13 protein-coding genes and 2 pseudogenes are annotated in these 15396 nt (G+C 44.6%); 11 read left to right on the top strand and 4 right to left on the bottom strand.

The genetic code is table 11. The features are described from left to right. Positions 1-413 precede the first annotated feature (413 nt). The 3 genes and pseudogenes from ACTWJ7_RS30415 (at position 414) to ACTWJ7_RS30405 (ending at position 5632) form a co-directional block, all read left to right on the top strand. Positions 414-740 (top strand): nucleoside triphosphate pyrophosphohydrolase, encoded by a 327-nt coding sequence (locus tag ACTWJ7_RS30415; protein ID WP_301880742.1) that lies wholly within the window; start codon positions 414-416, stop codon positions 738-740. Beyond that, positions 724-3172: pseudogene (locus tag ACTWJ7_RS30410) on the top strand (DEAD/DEAH box helicase family protein). The gene ACTWJ7_RS30415 and the pseudogene ACTWJ7_RS30410 overlap by 17 nt, the downstream one beginning before the upstream one ends. A gap of 546 nt (positions 3173-3718) precedes the next feature. Next, positions 3719-5632, top strand: a complete 1914-nt coding sequence (locus ACTWJ7_RS30405; protein ID WP_301880739.1) for a 3'-5' exonuclease — start codon at positions 3719-3721, stop codon at positions 5630-5632. 165 nt (positions 5633-5797) lie between these two features. Here ACTWJ7_RS30405 and ACTWJ7_RS30400 read toward each other — a convergent pair whose 3' ends face one another. From ACTWJ7_RS30400 to ACTWJ7_RS30390, 3 genes and pseudogenes are all read right to left on the bottom strand, one after another. Then, on the bottom strand, positions 5798-6562 hold the full coding sequence (locus ACTWJ7_RS30400) for a MerR family transcriptional regulator (RefSeq protein ID WP_301880738.1): 765 nt from the start codon (positions 6560-6562) through the stop codon (positions 5798-5800). After that, positions 6537-7462 (bottom strand): annotated as a pseudogene (locus ACTWJ7_RS30395) (DUF2268 domain-containing protein). Before ACTWJ7_RS30395 ends, ACTWJ7_RS30400 begins: the two are co-directional and overlap by 26 nt. 202 nt (positions 7463-7664) lie before the next feature. Further along, a complete protein-coding gene (locus ACTWJ7_RS30390) occupies positions 7665-7943 on the bottom strand; it encodes a hypothetical protein (protein ID WP_301880737.1) in 279 nt (92 codons plus the stop codon). 312 nt (positions 7944-8255) lie between these two features. Between ACTWJ7_RS30390 and ACTWJ7_RS30385 the strand changes: the two genes are divergently transcribed. From ACTWJ7_RS30385 to ACTWJ7_RS30355, 7 genes are all read left to right on the top strand, one after another. After that, the gene (locus ACTWJ7_RS30385; RefSeq protein ID WP_301880736.1) at positions 8256-8996 is read left to right on the top strand and encodes a hypothetical protein; all 741 of its coding nucleotides are present in this window, start codon (positions 8256-8258) and stop codon (positions 8994-8996) included. Positions 8997-9178: 182 nt separating this feature from the next. Beyond that, the gene (locus ACTWJ7_RS30380) at positions 9179-9790 is read left to right on the top strand and encodes a hypothetical protein (RefSeq protein ID WP_443146179.1); all 612 of its coding nucleotides are present in this window, start codon (positions 9179-9181) and stop codon (positions 9788-9790) included. Between the two features lie 166 nt (positions 9791-9956). Continuing rightward, entirely contained in the window at positions 9957-11255 is a 1299-nt protein-coding gene (locus ACTWJ7_RS30375) for a galactokinase (RefSeq protein ID WP_301880734.1), read from the top strand. 286 nt (positions 11256-11541) lie between these two features. Further along, a complete protein-coding gene (locus tag ACTWJ7_RS30370; RefSeq protein WP_301880733.1) occupies positions 11542-11823 on the top strand; it encodes a hypothetical protein in 282 nt (93 codons plus the stop codon). Between the two features lie 338 nt (positions 11824-12161). Next, on the top strand, positions 12162-12413 hold the full coding sequence (locus tag ACTWJ7_RS30365) for a hypothetical protein (RefSeq protein ID WP_301880732.1): 252 nt from the start codon (positions 12162-12164) through the stop codon (positions 12411-12413). A 66-nt stretch (positions 12414-12479) separates the two neighbouring features. Beyond that, entirely contained in the window at positions 12480-13838 is a 1359-nt protein-coding gene (locus ACTWJ7_RS30360) for a lipase family protein (protein WP_301880731.1), read from the top strand. Between the two features lie 40 nt (positions 13839-13878). Then, positions 13879-14175, top strand: coding sequence for a WXG100 family type VII secretion target (locus ACTWJ7_RS30355; RefSeq protein ID WP_079349939.1), 297 nt, complete (start codon positions 13879-13881; stop codon positions 14173-14175). 92 nt (positions 14176-14267) lie between these two features. On the opposite strand, the gene ACTWJ7_RS30350 is transcribed toward ACTWJ7_RS30355, so the two are convergent. Further along, a complete protein-coding gene (locus ACTWJ7_RS30350; protein WP_079349938.1) occupies positions 14268-14798 on the bottom strand; it encodes a hypothetical protein in 531 nt (176 codons plus the stop codon). Between the two features lie 147 nt (positions 14799-14945). On the opposite strand from ACTWJ7_RS30350, the gene ACTWJ7_RS30345 reads away from it, so the two are divergent. After that, the gene (locus ACTWJ7_RS30345; RefSeq protein WP_079349937.1) at positions 14946-15317 is read left to right on the top strand and encodes a hypothetical protein; all 372 of its coding nucleotides are present in this window, start codon (positions 14946-14948) and stop codon (positions 15315-15317) included. Positions 15318-15396 lie beyond the last annotated feature (79 nt).

The following is a 15396-nucleotide window of genomic DNA, read 5'->3' as shown; positions in this document are numbered from 1 at the left end:
GAAATTCAGAGACAACGTTAAATGCTCAGAAGTTAATAGAGTATATTCTTGATATTATGAAGAAGTATGCAATTGAAAAAGTTAGAATCGGTTATGAACCAGCTATGGATGATGACACTTGTTTGGTCGAGATTGATAAAGAAACAACGAATATGAATGCTATTGTCTCAAAACTGTTGGCTTAGAATCCTTCTGAACCAGAGTTTGATGCAAAATAATTAGACATTAATAATGGCAGAAAGCCCATTTCAACTCGAATACGAGTAGTCATGGGTTATTTTTATTTCCTCATTCCATCCCAACCACTTTACAAAATCAACCCATCCCTCCCCATAGCAAATGGTATAATGGCAAAAAGGGAGATTCTGGCGCGAGGCTTGAAGGCTCTCATAGCAGAAAGGATGTTATACCACATGCCTACATACAACAAATTGGTGCGGGACAAGATTCCGCATATTATCACATCCAGCGGTAAGGAATGCCGTACACGCATTCTGGACCTGGAGGAGTATAAGCAAGAACTAAGAACGAAGCTGCAAGAAGAATCGGATGAGTACGTAAATGCAGCGAGTGATCAGGAAGCCCTAGAAGAACTGGCTGACATGCTGGAGGTGATCCGGGCGCTGGCGGAGGTGCATGGAGCGAATGCAGCACAGTTGGATAAGCTGCGGGCGGACAAGGCCGAGGAGCGCGGTGGATTCCAGGAACGGGTGTATCTGATCGATGTCGACGAAGCTTAACGTTAAACTCATTACAGATAACTTGGCAGACGAACTCATTTCCCGGATGCAGCATGCGTCCGGGATTTATATTATGACTTCCTTTATTATGCAGTCCGGGGTGAGACTGCTGGCCCCGCACTTAAAACGGGCGGCAGAACGTGGGGCAGAAGTACGGATGCTCGCAGGAGATTATCTGTATATCACACAGCCGGAAGGTTTGCGTGCGCTCTGTGAGGTTGATCCACGAATTGAGACACGTTTGTGGCGAAGTATGGGCACTTCTTTTCACCCGAAAGCGTATCTGTTCGATCATGACAATGGGGAAGGGCTGCTGATCGTTGGCTCGTCCAACTTTTCGTTCACGGCCCTGAAGACAGGGTATGAATGGAATCTGGCGATGAATGCGGAGGCGGAGCCGTATACGTTCCAGTCAGCTTTGGACAAGTTCATGCAGAGCTTCTACCACGAGACAACCTTGCCGGTGAACCTGGATTCGATTGCGCTGTATGAGGAAGAGTACCTCAAATATCACCAGAAGAACCCGGAGATGATCCAGCGGATCATGGAGATGGAAGAAGCGGAGTTCGGTACGGGGCTACCGGAGGAAAATGATGAAGAAACCTCCGCCGAGCTCTCGCTTGCGCCGATCCAGCCGCGTTTGGCTCAGTTGGATGCCCTCGAAGCACTCCATGGCACGATGGAGGAGCAGTACGACAAAGCGATGGTCGTCATGGCGACCGGGCTTGGCAAAACGTATCTGGCGGGTTTCTTCGCCCAACGGTTCCAGCGGGTGTTGTTTGTGGCGCATCGGGAAGAGATTCTGTTCCAGGCGAAGAAGTCTTTTCAACGGATTATGCCAGAGCGCAGTCATGGGATATATAACGGACAGTATAAGGATGGGGCGGCAGATTGTGTGTATGCTTCGATCTTTACGCTGAGTATGCAGAAGCACCGGGATGGATTTGCGGTGGATGCCTTTGATCTGATCGTGGTGGATGAGTTCCATCATGCGGCAGCGAAGACGTATATGTCGGTGATTGAGCATTTCCAGCCTAAGTTCCTTCTGGGCATCACGGCTACCCCGGATCGGCTGGATGGCAAGGATGTGTATGCGCTCTGTGATGGGAATGTGGCTTACCAGATGCATTTTATTGAAGCGATCCGGCGAGGTTGGCTGGCGCCATTTCAATATTACGGAGTATTCGACGATACGGACTATTCGCAGATCCGCTGGATCGGTACGAAGTATGATGAAGAACAGCTCATGGCTGTTCAGTTGCAAGAGGAGCATGTGGAGACCATTTATGAAGCTTGGCGGCGGCACAAGCAGACGAGAACGATTGGCTTTTGCTCGTCGATCCGGCAGGCGGACTATTTGGCTGCGTATTTTCGCAGTCAGGGCGTGAAGGTGCTCAGTCTGCATTCGCGCACATCGGAGATGTCGCGGGAGGAAGCCATTCGCCAGCTTGATGCGGGTGAGCTGGAGGTTGTGTTGACGGTGGATCTATTCAATGAAGGAACGGATATACCGCGTGTGGACACGCTTCTCTTTGTGCGTCCAACGGAGTCACTCACCGTGTTTACCCAGCAGGTAGGGCGCGGTCTGCGGCTGGCAGAGGGGAAATCGCATTGTGTGATCATCGATCTGATCGGGAATTACCGCAATGCGGATGTGAAGCTGAGTTTGCTGGATGTGCGCTGGGAGCTGGGGAAACCGGGAAAGACCGAGATTCGGTTGTGCCGGAAGTTCCGGCTAACTGTGGGATTCATCTGGAGACCCGAGTGGTGAATCTGCTTCAGGAGCTAAGCCGCAAACGGCTGCCGCGCCGTGAGAAGCTGCATCAGGATTTTCTGAATGTGAAGCGAGAGCTGGGCGTATTCCGACGTATCTGGAGCTGCATTTGATGGGACGTTCGAAGAGTATCGGGTACCGGAACGAATTTGGCTCCTATGTTGGATTTCTCTATTGGGCGGAGCTGCTGTCCCCGACTGAGGGAGAGGTGTACGTCCGGCATGAGGCGTGGCTGCGTGATGTGGAGAAGACACTCATGAACAAAAGCTACAAGATGATCGTGCTGCTGTACATGCTGGAGCGAGGCGAAGTGCACTGGATGGACCCAGTGACACCGGGGGAGATGGCGAAAATTTTCCATACGTATCTGACAGAGAAGGAATACCGGAAACGGAAGGACTTTTCAGACAAGGACAAGCTTGCGCTCTGGGAGTGGAATGAGAGGACAGCATCTGAAATAGAGAAGCTGATTGTTGATATGCCGATGTCCAAGTGGAGCGGGGCGAAGGGCAGTATGACTCGTTTCGAGGCTGGGGTGTTTTCGCTGGATGTGCAGGTGAAAGATTCGGAGGAACAGGCGCTGCTATATCGCTGGACGAAGGAGATTTGTCTGTATCGGTTGCATGCGTATTTTGAGCGGGGTAATCACTTACTATAAAGAATAGGATATGTTTTTAAATATAAGGTGCACCGAAGCTGATAAGACTCTGCTTTGTTGCACCTTTAACTGTTTTTGATCGATTCATAACGATTCATTTGCTTATCAATCTAGTTTTTAAATTCATAAATAGCCAGAATTATAATGGCAATAAGAGCTATGAGGAAAAAAATGGCCAGTGCAATTAAAAGACCGTAACCTAGTACAGAGGCTAACTTAGTGATTAATTTTTTCATAAATAGACAACCTTTCTGGCTCTCGGTAAAGTAATTGTTAGTTGGGTAGCTGAAAAAGTAAGCAGAAGTTGGAATTGGTACTTATTAGTATATAACAACTGGAAATGAGTTTAGTTTCCCATATTTAACAAAAGAGTGGCTCTGAACTTCGGAGTCTCTCTTTTTGCTTTAGCGCCAGATAGATTCGTTTGCACCGAATACTGTTTCGAGAAAAGATCCATATATAAAATCATTGTGGAAAATTGTGGTTTTTTAGTGGATAATGTCTATAGAGTAATTATAGATATAACTAGAACTAGGAGCGGTTTGTATGGCAAATACAGTACCAGAAGTTATTCCAAAGAAAGCGACTGCAGGAGAAAGATTATTGTTTGAGACTTTAAAGAAACATCTCCCTGAAGACTACATCGTGTACTATGAACCTGATATTCGCGGAAGGCGACCGGATTTCGTTATTATCGGGCCAGATCTGGGCTTGCTTGTCCTTGAAGTGAAGGATTATACCAAAGGAACATTGCATCAGGTGAACCGGGATGAATGGATTTTACACAGTACGACAGGTGAGACGATTACTGAACCGAGTCCACTGAAGCAAGCAAGAGGTTATGCATTCCTCATAGCGGATCAATTGAAGAAGGATAAGAATCTGATCAAAGAGGGAACGCCAGGATATTTAAAATTCAATTATGGGTATGGTGTTGTTTTTGCCCGGTTGAAGCAAAAGGACTTTCTACATATGGATTTATACAGTGTTATTGATCCGGTGTTTGTGCTGACCAGAGAAGAGGTCAATCCGGAGGATGAAGATTTCTCGGAAGAAATCCTGATTGAGAAGCTTCTGCACATGTTTACGGTGCCTACCCGGAACCGATATAGCTTGACCCATGACGATATACAAGCAATTCGTTACCATCTGTTCCCCGAAGTGCGGATTAGTGCGGAGCGCAAAGAAATCGTACCTCATCAGGACCAGTTACTGTTATCCTTGCACAATATCAAGACGATGGATCTGCATCAGGAAAAGATGGCGAAGCAGGTTGGAGACAAGCACCGCTTAATCCGCGGCGTTGCGGGGAGTGGTAAAACGCTGGTGCTTGTCAGTCGGGCGCGGATGCTGGCGAAGGCCAATCCAGACTGGAACATTCTTGTACTATGCTATGGCTCAACTTTGTCCCAATATTTGAGGCAGGCCATTGTGCAGAAGATGGAAGAGCCTGAGGATTTACTTGATATTGTAGATAATGATGGGGTTTCTACGCTTGGATCCAATATTCAGGTGAGTACGTTCCATTCGTGGCTCGGAAAGCAGTTTCGGATTATGGACAAGAAGTTGCCAGCCTTGCTGGAGAAGATGGAGCAGGGCATACAAGAGTTACCGAAATATGATGCAATATTGATTGACGAGGGTCAGGATTTCGAACCGGATTGGTTGAAGTTGGTGAGTGCTTGTCTCAATGAGGAGACGCAGTCCCTCTTGCTTGTGGAGGATCGGGCGCAAACGATTTTCAAACGAAAAAAAAGTTTGGCCCAAGATACGGGACTGGACTTCCGTGGCCGCTCCAAAATTCTGACGATCAATTATAGGAACACGGCACAGATCGTGCAATTTGCGTGGGATTTTTACAAGGAACACTCCAGGTTACAGCACAAAGTCATTAGCACTGCGGCAGACGGAATCGAGATTATACCGCCTCAGTTCACAAAACGCAAAGGACCAGAGCCTCTTATCTATCGAAGCCAAAGCACGCAGGAGGAGATGGCGTTTGTAGCCAAGTCGATTGACTATCTGCGCCGGGAAAAATCGTTTGCCCTGAAAGATATTGCAATCTTGTATAGGGTACAGGAACATCAAGGAATTAACATTATTGGTGAGATTCAGCAAGCTCTAAACGATAACAGTCTTCCGTATAATTGGGTGACCAAAGATGAACAGAGCAAGAAGAGTTTTGATCGCGAAGAGGAAAGCATTCAAATGTTAACCATCGATAGCGCTAAAGGGCTTGATTTCAGGGCTGTGTTTATCATTGCCATTGAAACGATGCCACGTAAGGTGGGAAAAACAGATGGAATGGATGAACGGGAGGTGTCCCGTTTCTACATCGGTATGACACGAGCCTTGGAATGGCTGTTCCTGAGCTACTCTGGTGAATCCCGATTCACGCAATATCTGGATGAGGTTCAGCAGCAACGAATGGTGAAACAGAAGGATAAGGTTATAAGGTAATTTTAAATGCTCGTAAGTTAAAAAGAAGAAATAATTAATTAATTCATTCAGGTGAACGTGTGAACAACCGAAAAAGCGTACCTACACCACATAACGTTGGGTGATGGAGGTACGTTTTTTTGTTTTGTGTTCTTTGCGTAATTTCCCACCCACACAACGCTAGTTCTATACTTCCTCACTCTCCACAAAAACCACAATCGCCCGATACAAAAATTCCAAGAATTCCGCATCGCCAAACTGATCGAAATAACCAGCATAGCGACGATCCGTCGTATAGGCTTCCGCGATACATCTCAAAATCTCAGCATCACAGACCATGAACTGTTCCAGACAACTCATCCATTCACGCACTAACGATTGCACCTCACCAGAAGCAGGGGACAGATCCTGATGCTTCGCCAGCTCACGAAATACCTGCTCCATGTTGACCGAGAACTGCTGGTAGGCTTGTTGTTGTTCTTCCGCGAGTTGGTTCACATTGGCTTCAAATTCATGATATTTCTCGGTATCTCCGTAGATGAACTTCGCCTCGGATTCATATTGCTCTTGAATGGACGGAATGGGAGAATCGCCAAACAGATTAAGATGAGAGATATCAGTTCCATCTACATACTCGTCCAACTGATCGATGATGGTTTCGAGCTTTTGTTTTTGTTGAACGAGTGTGCTGCGGTGCTCTCTTAGGATATCTTTTTGTTCATTTTTGGAGATTTGCATCATGGCTGCAATGTCTTTCAATGAGAAATTCATTTCTTTGAACAAGAGAATCACTTGCAGATTCCTCAGTGCCTCTTGATTGTAATACCGATAGCCATTGTCCTCGACTTTGCTCGGTTTCAATAGATCCGTTTTATCGTAATAATGTAATGCGCGTTTGGTTACGCCAGTAATCTGCATGATATCTTTAACGGTGAAATAGGGTGTCTTCATTCCAAAAGTCCTTTGTTTCAGCAAGGATGATACTTGCCGGAGTGATGGTTGCTTCGGTAATCGGTGTACCTGTTTTGTTCAGATAATATTGGATTAAATGATAACCGCAGGCATAGCCAGCCGCGTAGGGCATACCTACGGGAGTGAAACTTTGCATTCTCGCAAGTTCATCGCCGTATAAATACGGATTAATCTGGTCAAAACCTGTGACATGCAGCTGGTCTTTCATCTTCGGTTTGATTAGGGTATTCAATGTTTCCATATCCGTTTTAGCTACCCAAGGGCCTAGCAAATCTTCTCCATATAGGGACGTCGCAAAGCTCTCGGCCAACCCCTCGCCTATAATCATTTCTCCAAGCGTAACATGTGGATCCCACTGAATATGCTGGTACCTTACATTATGATTGCATTCATGAGCTAACACGGATTGGATACGAGGTAGAGTATACCTATTGGGGATCAGGTTAGCAATAATATAACCGGGAATACCGCCATCTCCACATATGCCTTCATTCATCTGTAACGTCGGGCTGTTCTTATCCCCTAACAAAATGGTGTACAGATATTCGGAAACGGATATTCAATCCCATCCTCCGTAAAGGTGGATAGACTCGTACGAACAGCTTCATGACACTGTTGCCAAAATGCTTCAGACGAAATCGCTGCTAACGATTCGTTAATCTCAGGTGTGATATCTGCTGGAGCGATATTCATAAAGTTATTCATCATGATCACGTCGAAGCCGTGAGGCTCATAAGATCGAAACGGAATCTGTTGAATGTTCCATTTGTTCATGAATGGACTCATCATGTACTTGCGGTATAACTCCAATTTTTCATCAGGTGCAGCCTGAATGATCTCTTCATAAATTTTATCTGAGCGTAACGCGGTAATCTTCACCATTAATCTCTCCTTCAGGTAAGCTTGAGTTTATTATCAAGTATGACCTGACGTAACAGTCAAGGAGGAATTTGCGATACGTTTAAGTGTGCATTAATCGATCCGATTCTAAGATAAGATGTAAAAAAACTTTGGCTGCACTCCAGATATCTATGGAGAAAACAACCAAAGTTTTTGAGCGTTTATAATCGCCTCACACACATTATCCAAGTTTTCTTAATCCCCAAACCACATATATGAACAACGCAGCCAATAGAAAAGCGGGTACGATGATTGGTTGCACCAGGTTGCCAACGGACATTGACGTCATTTGTGAACCAACCAAACTGAACGCCCCTACCCCAACAAACAAAGCGACATTCCATAAGGCAAAAGGGATCAATTTTCTTACATTTCTTCTATACCGCGTAATCATGATGATCATTACCAGTACGAACAGAACGAGAAACAGTGATTCAGTGATTGACGTCCATCTTCCCATTTGACTCAATACCTTGTTCGCTTATGAAACCACCAGAAGTCCACTGCTGTGATTGAACTATTCGATCCGATTCCAAGGAAATATAAATGCCATAAAATAAAATCATTAGTATGAGATACATAAGCATGGCTACGTTCATACGACGTTTATCTGGTTCTTTGTTTAGAATAACGTTCATAGATTCACCTCTTAACCTCAAAAATGGGTTTTCACATGAAACAACATTGAAACCGCTCCGACACCAAAAATGGATATCTTTGTAGTATAATCCATTTGATTCTGGATCGAAACCATGCGCGAAAGAGGAGTGCTATGAAAAAGAAAAGGTTCTTTTTGCTACTGTTTGTAATACTCGTTACTTCAGCGGTAATTACAATATGGTTTGATAGGTTAGAATCTTCCGCATATCAGACGAAAATGGGAAACGACGTCAACTCCCCAGGCTTGCCTAACCAAGCTTCATCATTACCCAATATCATTGATATCATGAATGAAGAAGCAACCCTACAATTATCTCTTAACGACGTCCCAGAGTATAAGCGCTACCTTATGAACGAACGGGACTTCCAAACTGAAATAGATCGTACACATGTGGAGGTATTGAAGGTGCCTTCTTCGGAAACATATTCGATGCTAAAGTATGGCTGTGGAACCAAAGCATGCTCTACCCTTTTGGTGAAAATTGATGCTAGAGGGACACATAGCTTGCCGATGCCTGAGGGCATTTTACAAGATTATAAACTTTCTTCTGATTATCAGCAGGTATTGATTCGGTATGCTTATGATGAAGGTGGTCTGGTCAAGAGACATATCCTTGTTTCCGTGGATCTCAAAAAATTAGAAATCATCCCATATGCATCAACTGATTTTGAAGAAACATTCATGTTGAAACCGACCTGGCCTATCATCTCTTATGATTGGATAGACAATATCCATTTCACGATTGAAATAGCAGCATTAGAAACAAGCGAATATAACGTACTTAAAGACTGGTTTGATGCCAATGATCGAGAAACGAGGAAGGTAACAATTCAGTTGAATTCATTGGATTAATTTTAGCTAATTAGATGAAAGGGGGACATGAATTTGATAAAAGAAATAGCTTCATTTATGTTGTTAAGTGCAGTTCTTCTTGCAGGATGCCAAACTGAATCGTTAGGTACTGTCCATCAGGAACGGGCGAGTCTCCGACTAAACAGGTATCAACGAAGCCAGAACAAGAGACAAACTCAAAATTGAAATTAATCGGATCTTCTGAGGATGAACAAGTAAAACTTTATGCAGTTAAGGAAACGCAAGATGCAATTGAAAGAGTAACTCTAGATATAAATGGGCGCGCAAAAGATTTTGATTGGAGCATTTCTCATCATTCGGGAACGGAGCCGCAGTTATTTTATACCGATCTTACCGGTGATGGTAAGGAAGAGGCTATAATAATCATTCAGGTTGGACGAGGGACAGGCTTGGATATCTATGAAATTCATGTCGTTAACTCCGATAGCTTATCGGAAATTAAAGTACAGCGTTATGAGGATATTGTTGCTGAGCATATTGAATCGCGTGTTTCTAAAAATGATGATGGTACACTAGCGATTACAGTGAATTCACAAGGGCAAGTAGATAACTTCAATTATGATTTTGATCCAGCACCAGACTACCATCAAGATGAGCTTGTTTTCGGCGGTGTTGTTATTTATACATTGGAGAATCACAAAATAAAATTAAGTCTTCCCGGCTCTATTGGTATATCTCCTACATATGTGTGTGACTTCAATATCACGTATACCTTTGATAAAGCCGACAATGAATTTATTGTTGATCAGATTGAAGTTAAACCTGTTGAATAAAAAAATAAGAATGTCTTCAAAAAACGCTTACAAACTTTCAATTCTGCCCTACCTTTTCCGAAACGAAGCTGAGATAATGGGAGATAAACGGGCATGAACCGTTCCCCGAGTCGATCATCATACACAATAGAAAAATAAATGCTTTATTTCCATAGGAGGATTATTAATGACTACACAACCACTGGAACTGATTCAATCCACTCCAGGCCAAACGTTGCTTGTACAAATGTATGGTCAGCAGCAACTGGAAGAGCACACGGCACGTTACACGAAGCTCAATGAATCATTCGAACAGTATTTTGGCGTACAAGAGGGCAGCAAGTTATTCAGTGCGGCTGGACGCAGCGAAATTGGGGGCAACCACACAGACCATAACCATGGCAAGGTGTTGGCGGGCAGTATTACACTGGATACGATTGCAGTGGCTGCGCCAACGACGGATTCGGTAATTACCTTTTATTCAGAAGGCTATGACCAGAAATATTTAATCGATCTCACAGATCTGGCACCGAAGACAGAAGACGATGGCACAACGGCGCTGATTCGTGGTATGGCTGCTGGATTTGGAGAGTTTGGATACAAAGTAGGCGGATTCCAGGCGTACATCTCCAGTAACGTGTTCTCGGCGTCCGGGCTGAGCTCGTCGGCATCGTTCGAGATGCTGATCTGTACGATTCTGAATCATTTCTACAATGAGGGCAGATTAGATGTGGTGGTCATGTCCAAGATTGGTCAGTATGCGGAAAACAACTATTGGAATAAACCGTCCGGTCTGCTGGATCAGATGGCTTGTGCCTATGGTGGGCTGATTGCGATTGATTTTGAAAATCCAGCGGAGCCTGTCATCGAACCTGTACAATGGGATTTCCAACAAAACGGGTACTCACTGGTTATTGTAAACACAGGTGGGAACCATGCGGATCTGACAGAAGACTACGCTGCTGTTCCTTATGAGATGAGAGCGGTTGCTAAAGCGCTGGGCAGCGAATATGTCCGGGAAATTACAGCCGAGGCGATTTACGCTAATCTCAAGCAGGTTCGTGAATCGGCTGGGGATCGCGCCGTGCTGCGTGCATTGCATTTCCTGGAGGAAAACAATCGGGTGGATGGTCAGGTGCAGGCGCTGCGCGAGGGGCGTTTTGCTGATTTCCTGAAACTGATTACGGCGTCGGGCAACTCTTCCTGGAAGTGGCTCCAGAATGTATATCAGAACGGTTCGGTGAAGGAACAGGAGATTGGCATCGCGCTGGCATTAACTGAAAATTATCTGCAAAAGCTGGGTGATGGCGCTTGTCGTATACACGGCGGTGGATTCGCAGGCGTCATTCTGACGATTCTTCCCAACGACAAGGTTGAGGAGTATATGTCCTGGATGCACGGCATGCTGGATACGCCAATTATTGTGGTTAACGTGCGTGCACAGGGTGCGGTGTGCTTGAATGCGTTGATCGAAAACATGGGCTAATGTAGTCGTTGTAACACAATGCGATGTTTAATTCGTCCGAAAAGGATCAAACGGTACATTATAGCGGTTCTCCGACCTGACGCTGGTCATGCAAGAGGACCGCTTTTTGTTATCCTCTTGTGGCTTGATCCGGACTTCGGAGGGGAGCCCCGTTCTCAGAAATAACTTTAGATCAGGGATTGGCGAAGATGATTGTGGAACGTGAGTAGTCTTATGTTCATTTCCCTATAAAATTTCAAACTCTGGAGTCGTTACCGTGTTAATTAAGTAAGGGAGGGAATGCAAAATGACGACAAGCACAGTGGCCGAGCAGGAAGAGGCCCGTTTGTATGACGAGTTGCGACGTGCGCTGGAAGAAGTGGAGGAAGGAAAGCAGCGTCATAAAATGTTAAAACATATGATTAGGCAACTCAAGTTTGCCAAATGGCGGAAAGAACGATTTCACTGGTTTGATCAATACTTCCAGAATGTAAAGCCAGCAACACTTTGGATCATGTTAGCCACTGGGGCACTTATGCCAGTTGTGTTATTCAGCATATTTATATGGGTCTCCTTGTGGGTGGAATGAACGATGGAAGATGAGGGGAAATACCCTTGGAGGATTAGCATTTAAAAGCGAGGTCAGCGGGTGGGAATAATCATATACACGCAAAAGTGTGAGGTTATTTCTGGTAACAACTGCCTAGGTACTTGAATGAGTCTCGCTTCCACTGCCTATGGGGGATAAAGACTTTTTGCTCATTTTTCAGTTGTTATATACAAGTTACACCGAAGATACACTATAATGATTCTACTTCTTTTGGAATAAGTTCACATATCTAGGGGGTGAAGAAGATTTATAAAAGGCTTAAATGTATGTCTATGATATCTATACTTCTATTACTTATCCTTGGAGGATGCAATTCTATGCCCAATCAAGACAAAATCATCGAACAGGCCACAGAAATTGGTCAACAGTATTTTATAGATCAATACAATACGGAAGTGGAGTTTACAGATCATAAATTCATGCCAAAAGACCTTAGTCACAATGTTAGTCTAAGCGGGCATGTCCAAGACGACAAAGACACGGAAATCTCTATTCTTATTGATTATGATACGTTTGAAGTCCAAACAGCAATTGTCCCCAAAGCACTGCTTAAACAAAAGAAAAATTAAGTTCCAAACGGACACTATATACTGGTTTTAACTCAACTCTTTAGAACAGTAAAACAAAGGAGAGCTATGGACACTTATATCACTGATAAAACGTATAAAGATATTTCGGAACTGGCTTATCTTGATTTAAAGGAAGGTGACTATCCCGATACACTGGATTCAGCAAAATGGCAAGTCATTGAGCCTGAAGGTGCCGAATTACATAGAAGGTCCGGTTTCGATGCTGTTGTATTAAAGAATGATTTAACGGATCAGATTGTCATTGGTTATCGCGGAACCGAACCACAGGGTAACTTTTTGGATAAACTTGCGGATTGGGAGACAGATGCCTTCGATGTGGTAGGTGGCAGAACCAGAAGGCTTGAGGATGCAATCACGGATCCAGAACGCCATAATATATTTAAAAATAGTCCCTTCAAGCTGATGAAGGATAATATGGATTGGGAAAATAATCAGTTTCACCAAGCTGAGGAATTGTATGAAGCAGTGAAGGTGGCGTATCCTGATTCAGACATTTCATTGACGGGTCATTCCCTGGGTGGCGGTTTGGCTCAATATGTAGCTGCTCGTCAGGATGTGTCTGGCATGACATATAGTGCTCCAAGCGTAACGAATCTTCTGGATGATGTAAGCTTAGCCAAAGTGAATGAGGGTCATTTTGATAACAAAATGGTTAACGTGGTTCATCCGAATGATTCTGTAGGGGCTGGCGGAATAAGTGAATATGACAGGCACGTAGGAAGTACCGTGTATAAAGGTCAGGACTTTGACACCGCTAATGCGATGTATCAGAATTGGAAATTTCAGTTTCAGTTAAAGGTTCCTTTTCAACCCCTGGGCGTAGGCTCACCCATGTTAGTTCATGATGTAAGAATAGGTGTGGATCTGGACAAGCTTCATGTAGGTGATATTATGAGATTTTTTGATTCATTCTCGAAGGACGAAGGCAAGGGATATCATTCCATGGATCAATATGAGTTTGATGAGAATGGAAATCTGAAAGGCCCGCTAATTGACCGGAGCACAGGGGAAACCATTGATATTTCTCCAAGATGGACGGCCCATCAGGAAGCATTAGCCACGTTCTCCAATTTGATGTCAGGCATTGTTCCTCCGTTGATCGCAGCGGCTACAGGAAATGTCAGTGGAATGGGCGGCAAGATTCAATTAACACCGGAAGAGTTAGCACAGGCTGCTCGGGAGATGAGGTTAAGTTTAAGTGGCTTCTCCAGTGATGCTCAGGCTTCAATTCAGATGTTTCAGACACATATATCCACGAGCGAAAGTCAGTCTTTTACGCCCATTGCGTACAACGCAACAGCAACACTGCAAGCAATTAATCGTTGGTATCAGGAATCCATCAGCGAAATTGCGGAGTATATCGAACGTAAAAGAGAGGATTTTGTACTCGCGGACCAACATTAATTCAACTTTACATAGAAGGAATAACAGGAGGAAATGGACAATGGGCAGAATATCCGTATCCTTGTCGGATTTAAGAAGGGCTGTTCAGCAATGTGAGCAGTTGCAGCAACGGCTTATGCAGCAGGAAAAGAAAATGCGCTCCATTCATGACCGTTTGCAGCAAGACTGGATTGGTACATCCGCAACAGAACTGACACATAAGATGCAGTCTTTTATGGAGGGGGCTTCTGCTAAGATGACAGAACTTGAAGCTCATAAAGAAGAACTGAAGCAATATATTCGTAAAATGGAGGAAGCCGACAGAGAAGATCGCCTGGATCGCAGCCGGATACAATAATACCTCTTCACAAGAAAATAGTTAGATAGGAATTAAACTTTCCCATCTAACTATGGTTGTTTTGTTTAGGCATTGGTATGAGCAACGTCAGATTAATGTGTGGCTGACTTCGCTTTGTTCAAAGTCTGGATTTTCTCTTGCATGTACTGGTGGTAATCGCGAAAACTGGCGATGTGGTGTAAGGAATCAGAGTTTTCGGATTGGATCTTAATTTTACCGTCCTGAGGCAGTTTTTTCATCTCAGCAACCACTTGTTTCGAGTTTTGGATATCTCCTGCCATCTCCTGAATCCGCTGTAGTAGCGTTGGATGCCCTTCGTGTTGAAGCATTTCAGCGAGCGGTCTCATTTCCTCCAGCTTTTGGGTCGACCGTTCCAGTGTGGTCATGACTTTATCTCCATCCAAGCTCGCATTCATTGAAACCATGCGGTGGATGTGATCCTTTTCCATCCGTTCCAGTGCCTCTAGGTGGGAAGCCTCCAGTCGTTTGGGATCCCTCCAGCTTTCGGATTGTACAGTATCCTGCTGCTCGGAAGCATGGTTCATATTGGCATTGCCACAGCCCCACAACAGTGTGGAGCAAGTTAACACCGTTCCAAAGGCAATAATGCTTTTTAATCTCATGTTGTCACTCCTTCAATCATTTCCTTACGGTAGTATGAGCCGTAAATTGGTAATTATGCATGCAAACCGAGTGATTGGAAGATCCAACATTTTAGTCGGGGTGTCGTTTATGTAGTAAAAGGGACGCTTGATACAAAGGGGAAGCTTATGAAACTGTACACCAGCAACATCTGGCGATGGAGTACGACACTGTTGTATCCTCTGCTTATATTTTTAGATAGGAGCTGGACGGGCCAGCCCCATTCGTGGTTCATTTTAACCATTGTCATTATGTTCTGCTTTCTGTGGAGCGGGGTGAAGGAGTTGTTCATCTCTACCGGACTGACCTGGCTGGTTGCCATTCCGTGCTGGTGGTACTTCATTGAGCTTCCCAAACCATCGTTTGGCGCAGAAAATTTTGCCGCTCACCTGGTGCTGATCGTGCCACTTTTTATATTTGTAGTGCTGCTGCCACAGACCCTGATTCTGACCACACGCATGCGAGTAATGGAGTATTATAGGCAGAATGCTTCGAAATAGGAAAACCCTTCTCACCCCCTAAGCAAAATAATCGCATCATCAACCAAACAATCCCCTTGTCCGTTCAATACGGCAGGGG

The sequence above is a fragment of the Paenibacillus sp. 1A_MP2 genome, from assembly GCF_052244825.1.
Lineage (GTDB): Bacteria > Bacillota > Bacilli > Paenibacillales > Paenibacillaceae > Paenibacillus > Paenibacillus vandeheii.
This window is presented reverse-complemented; position numbering and strand designations above follow the sequence as displayed.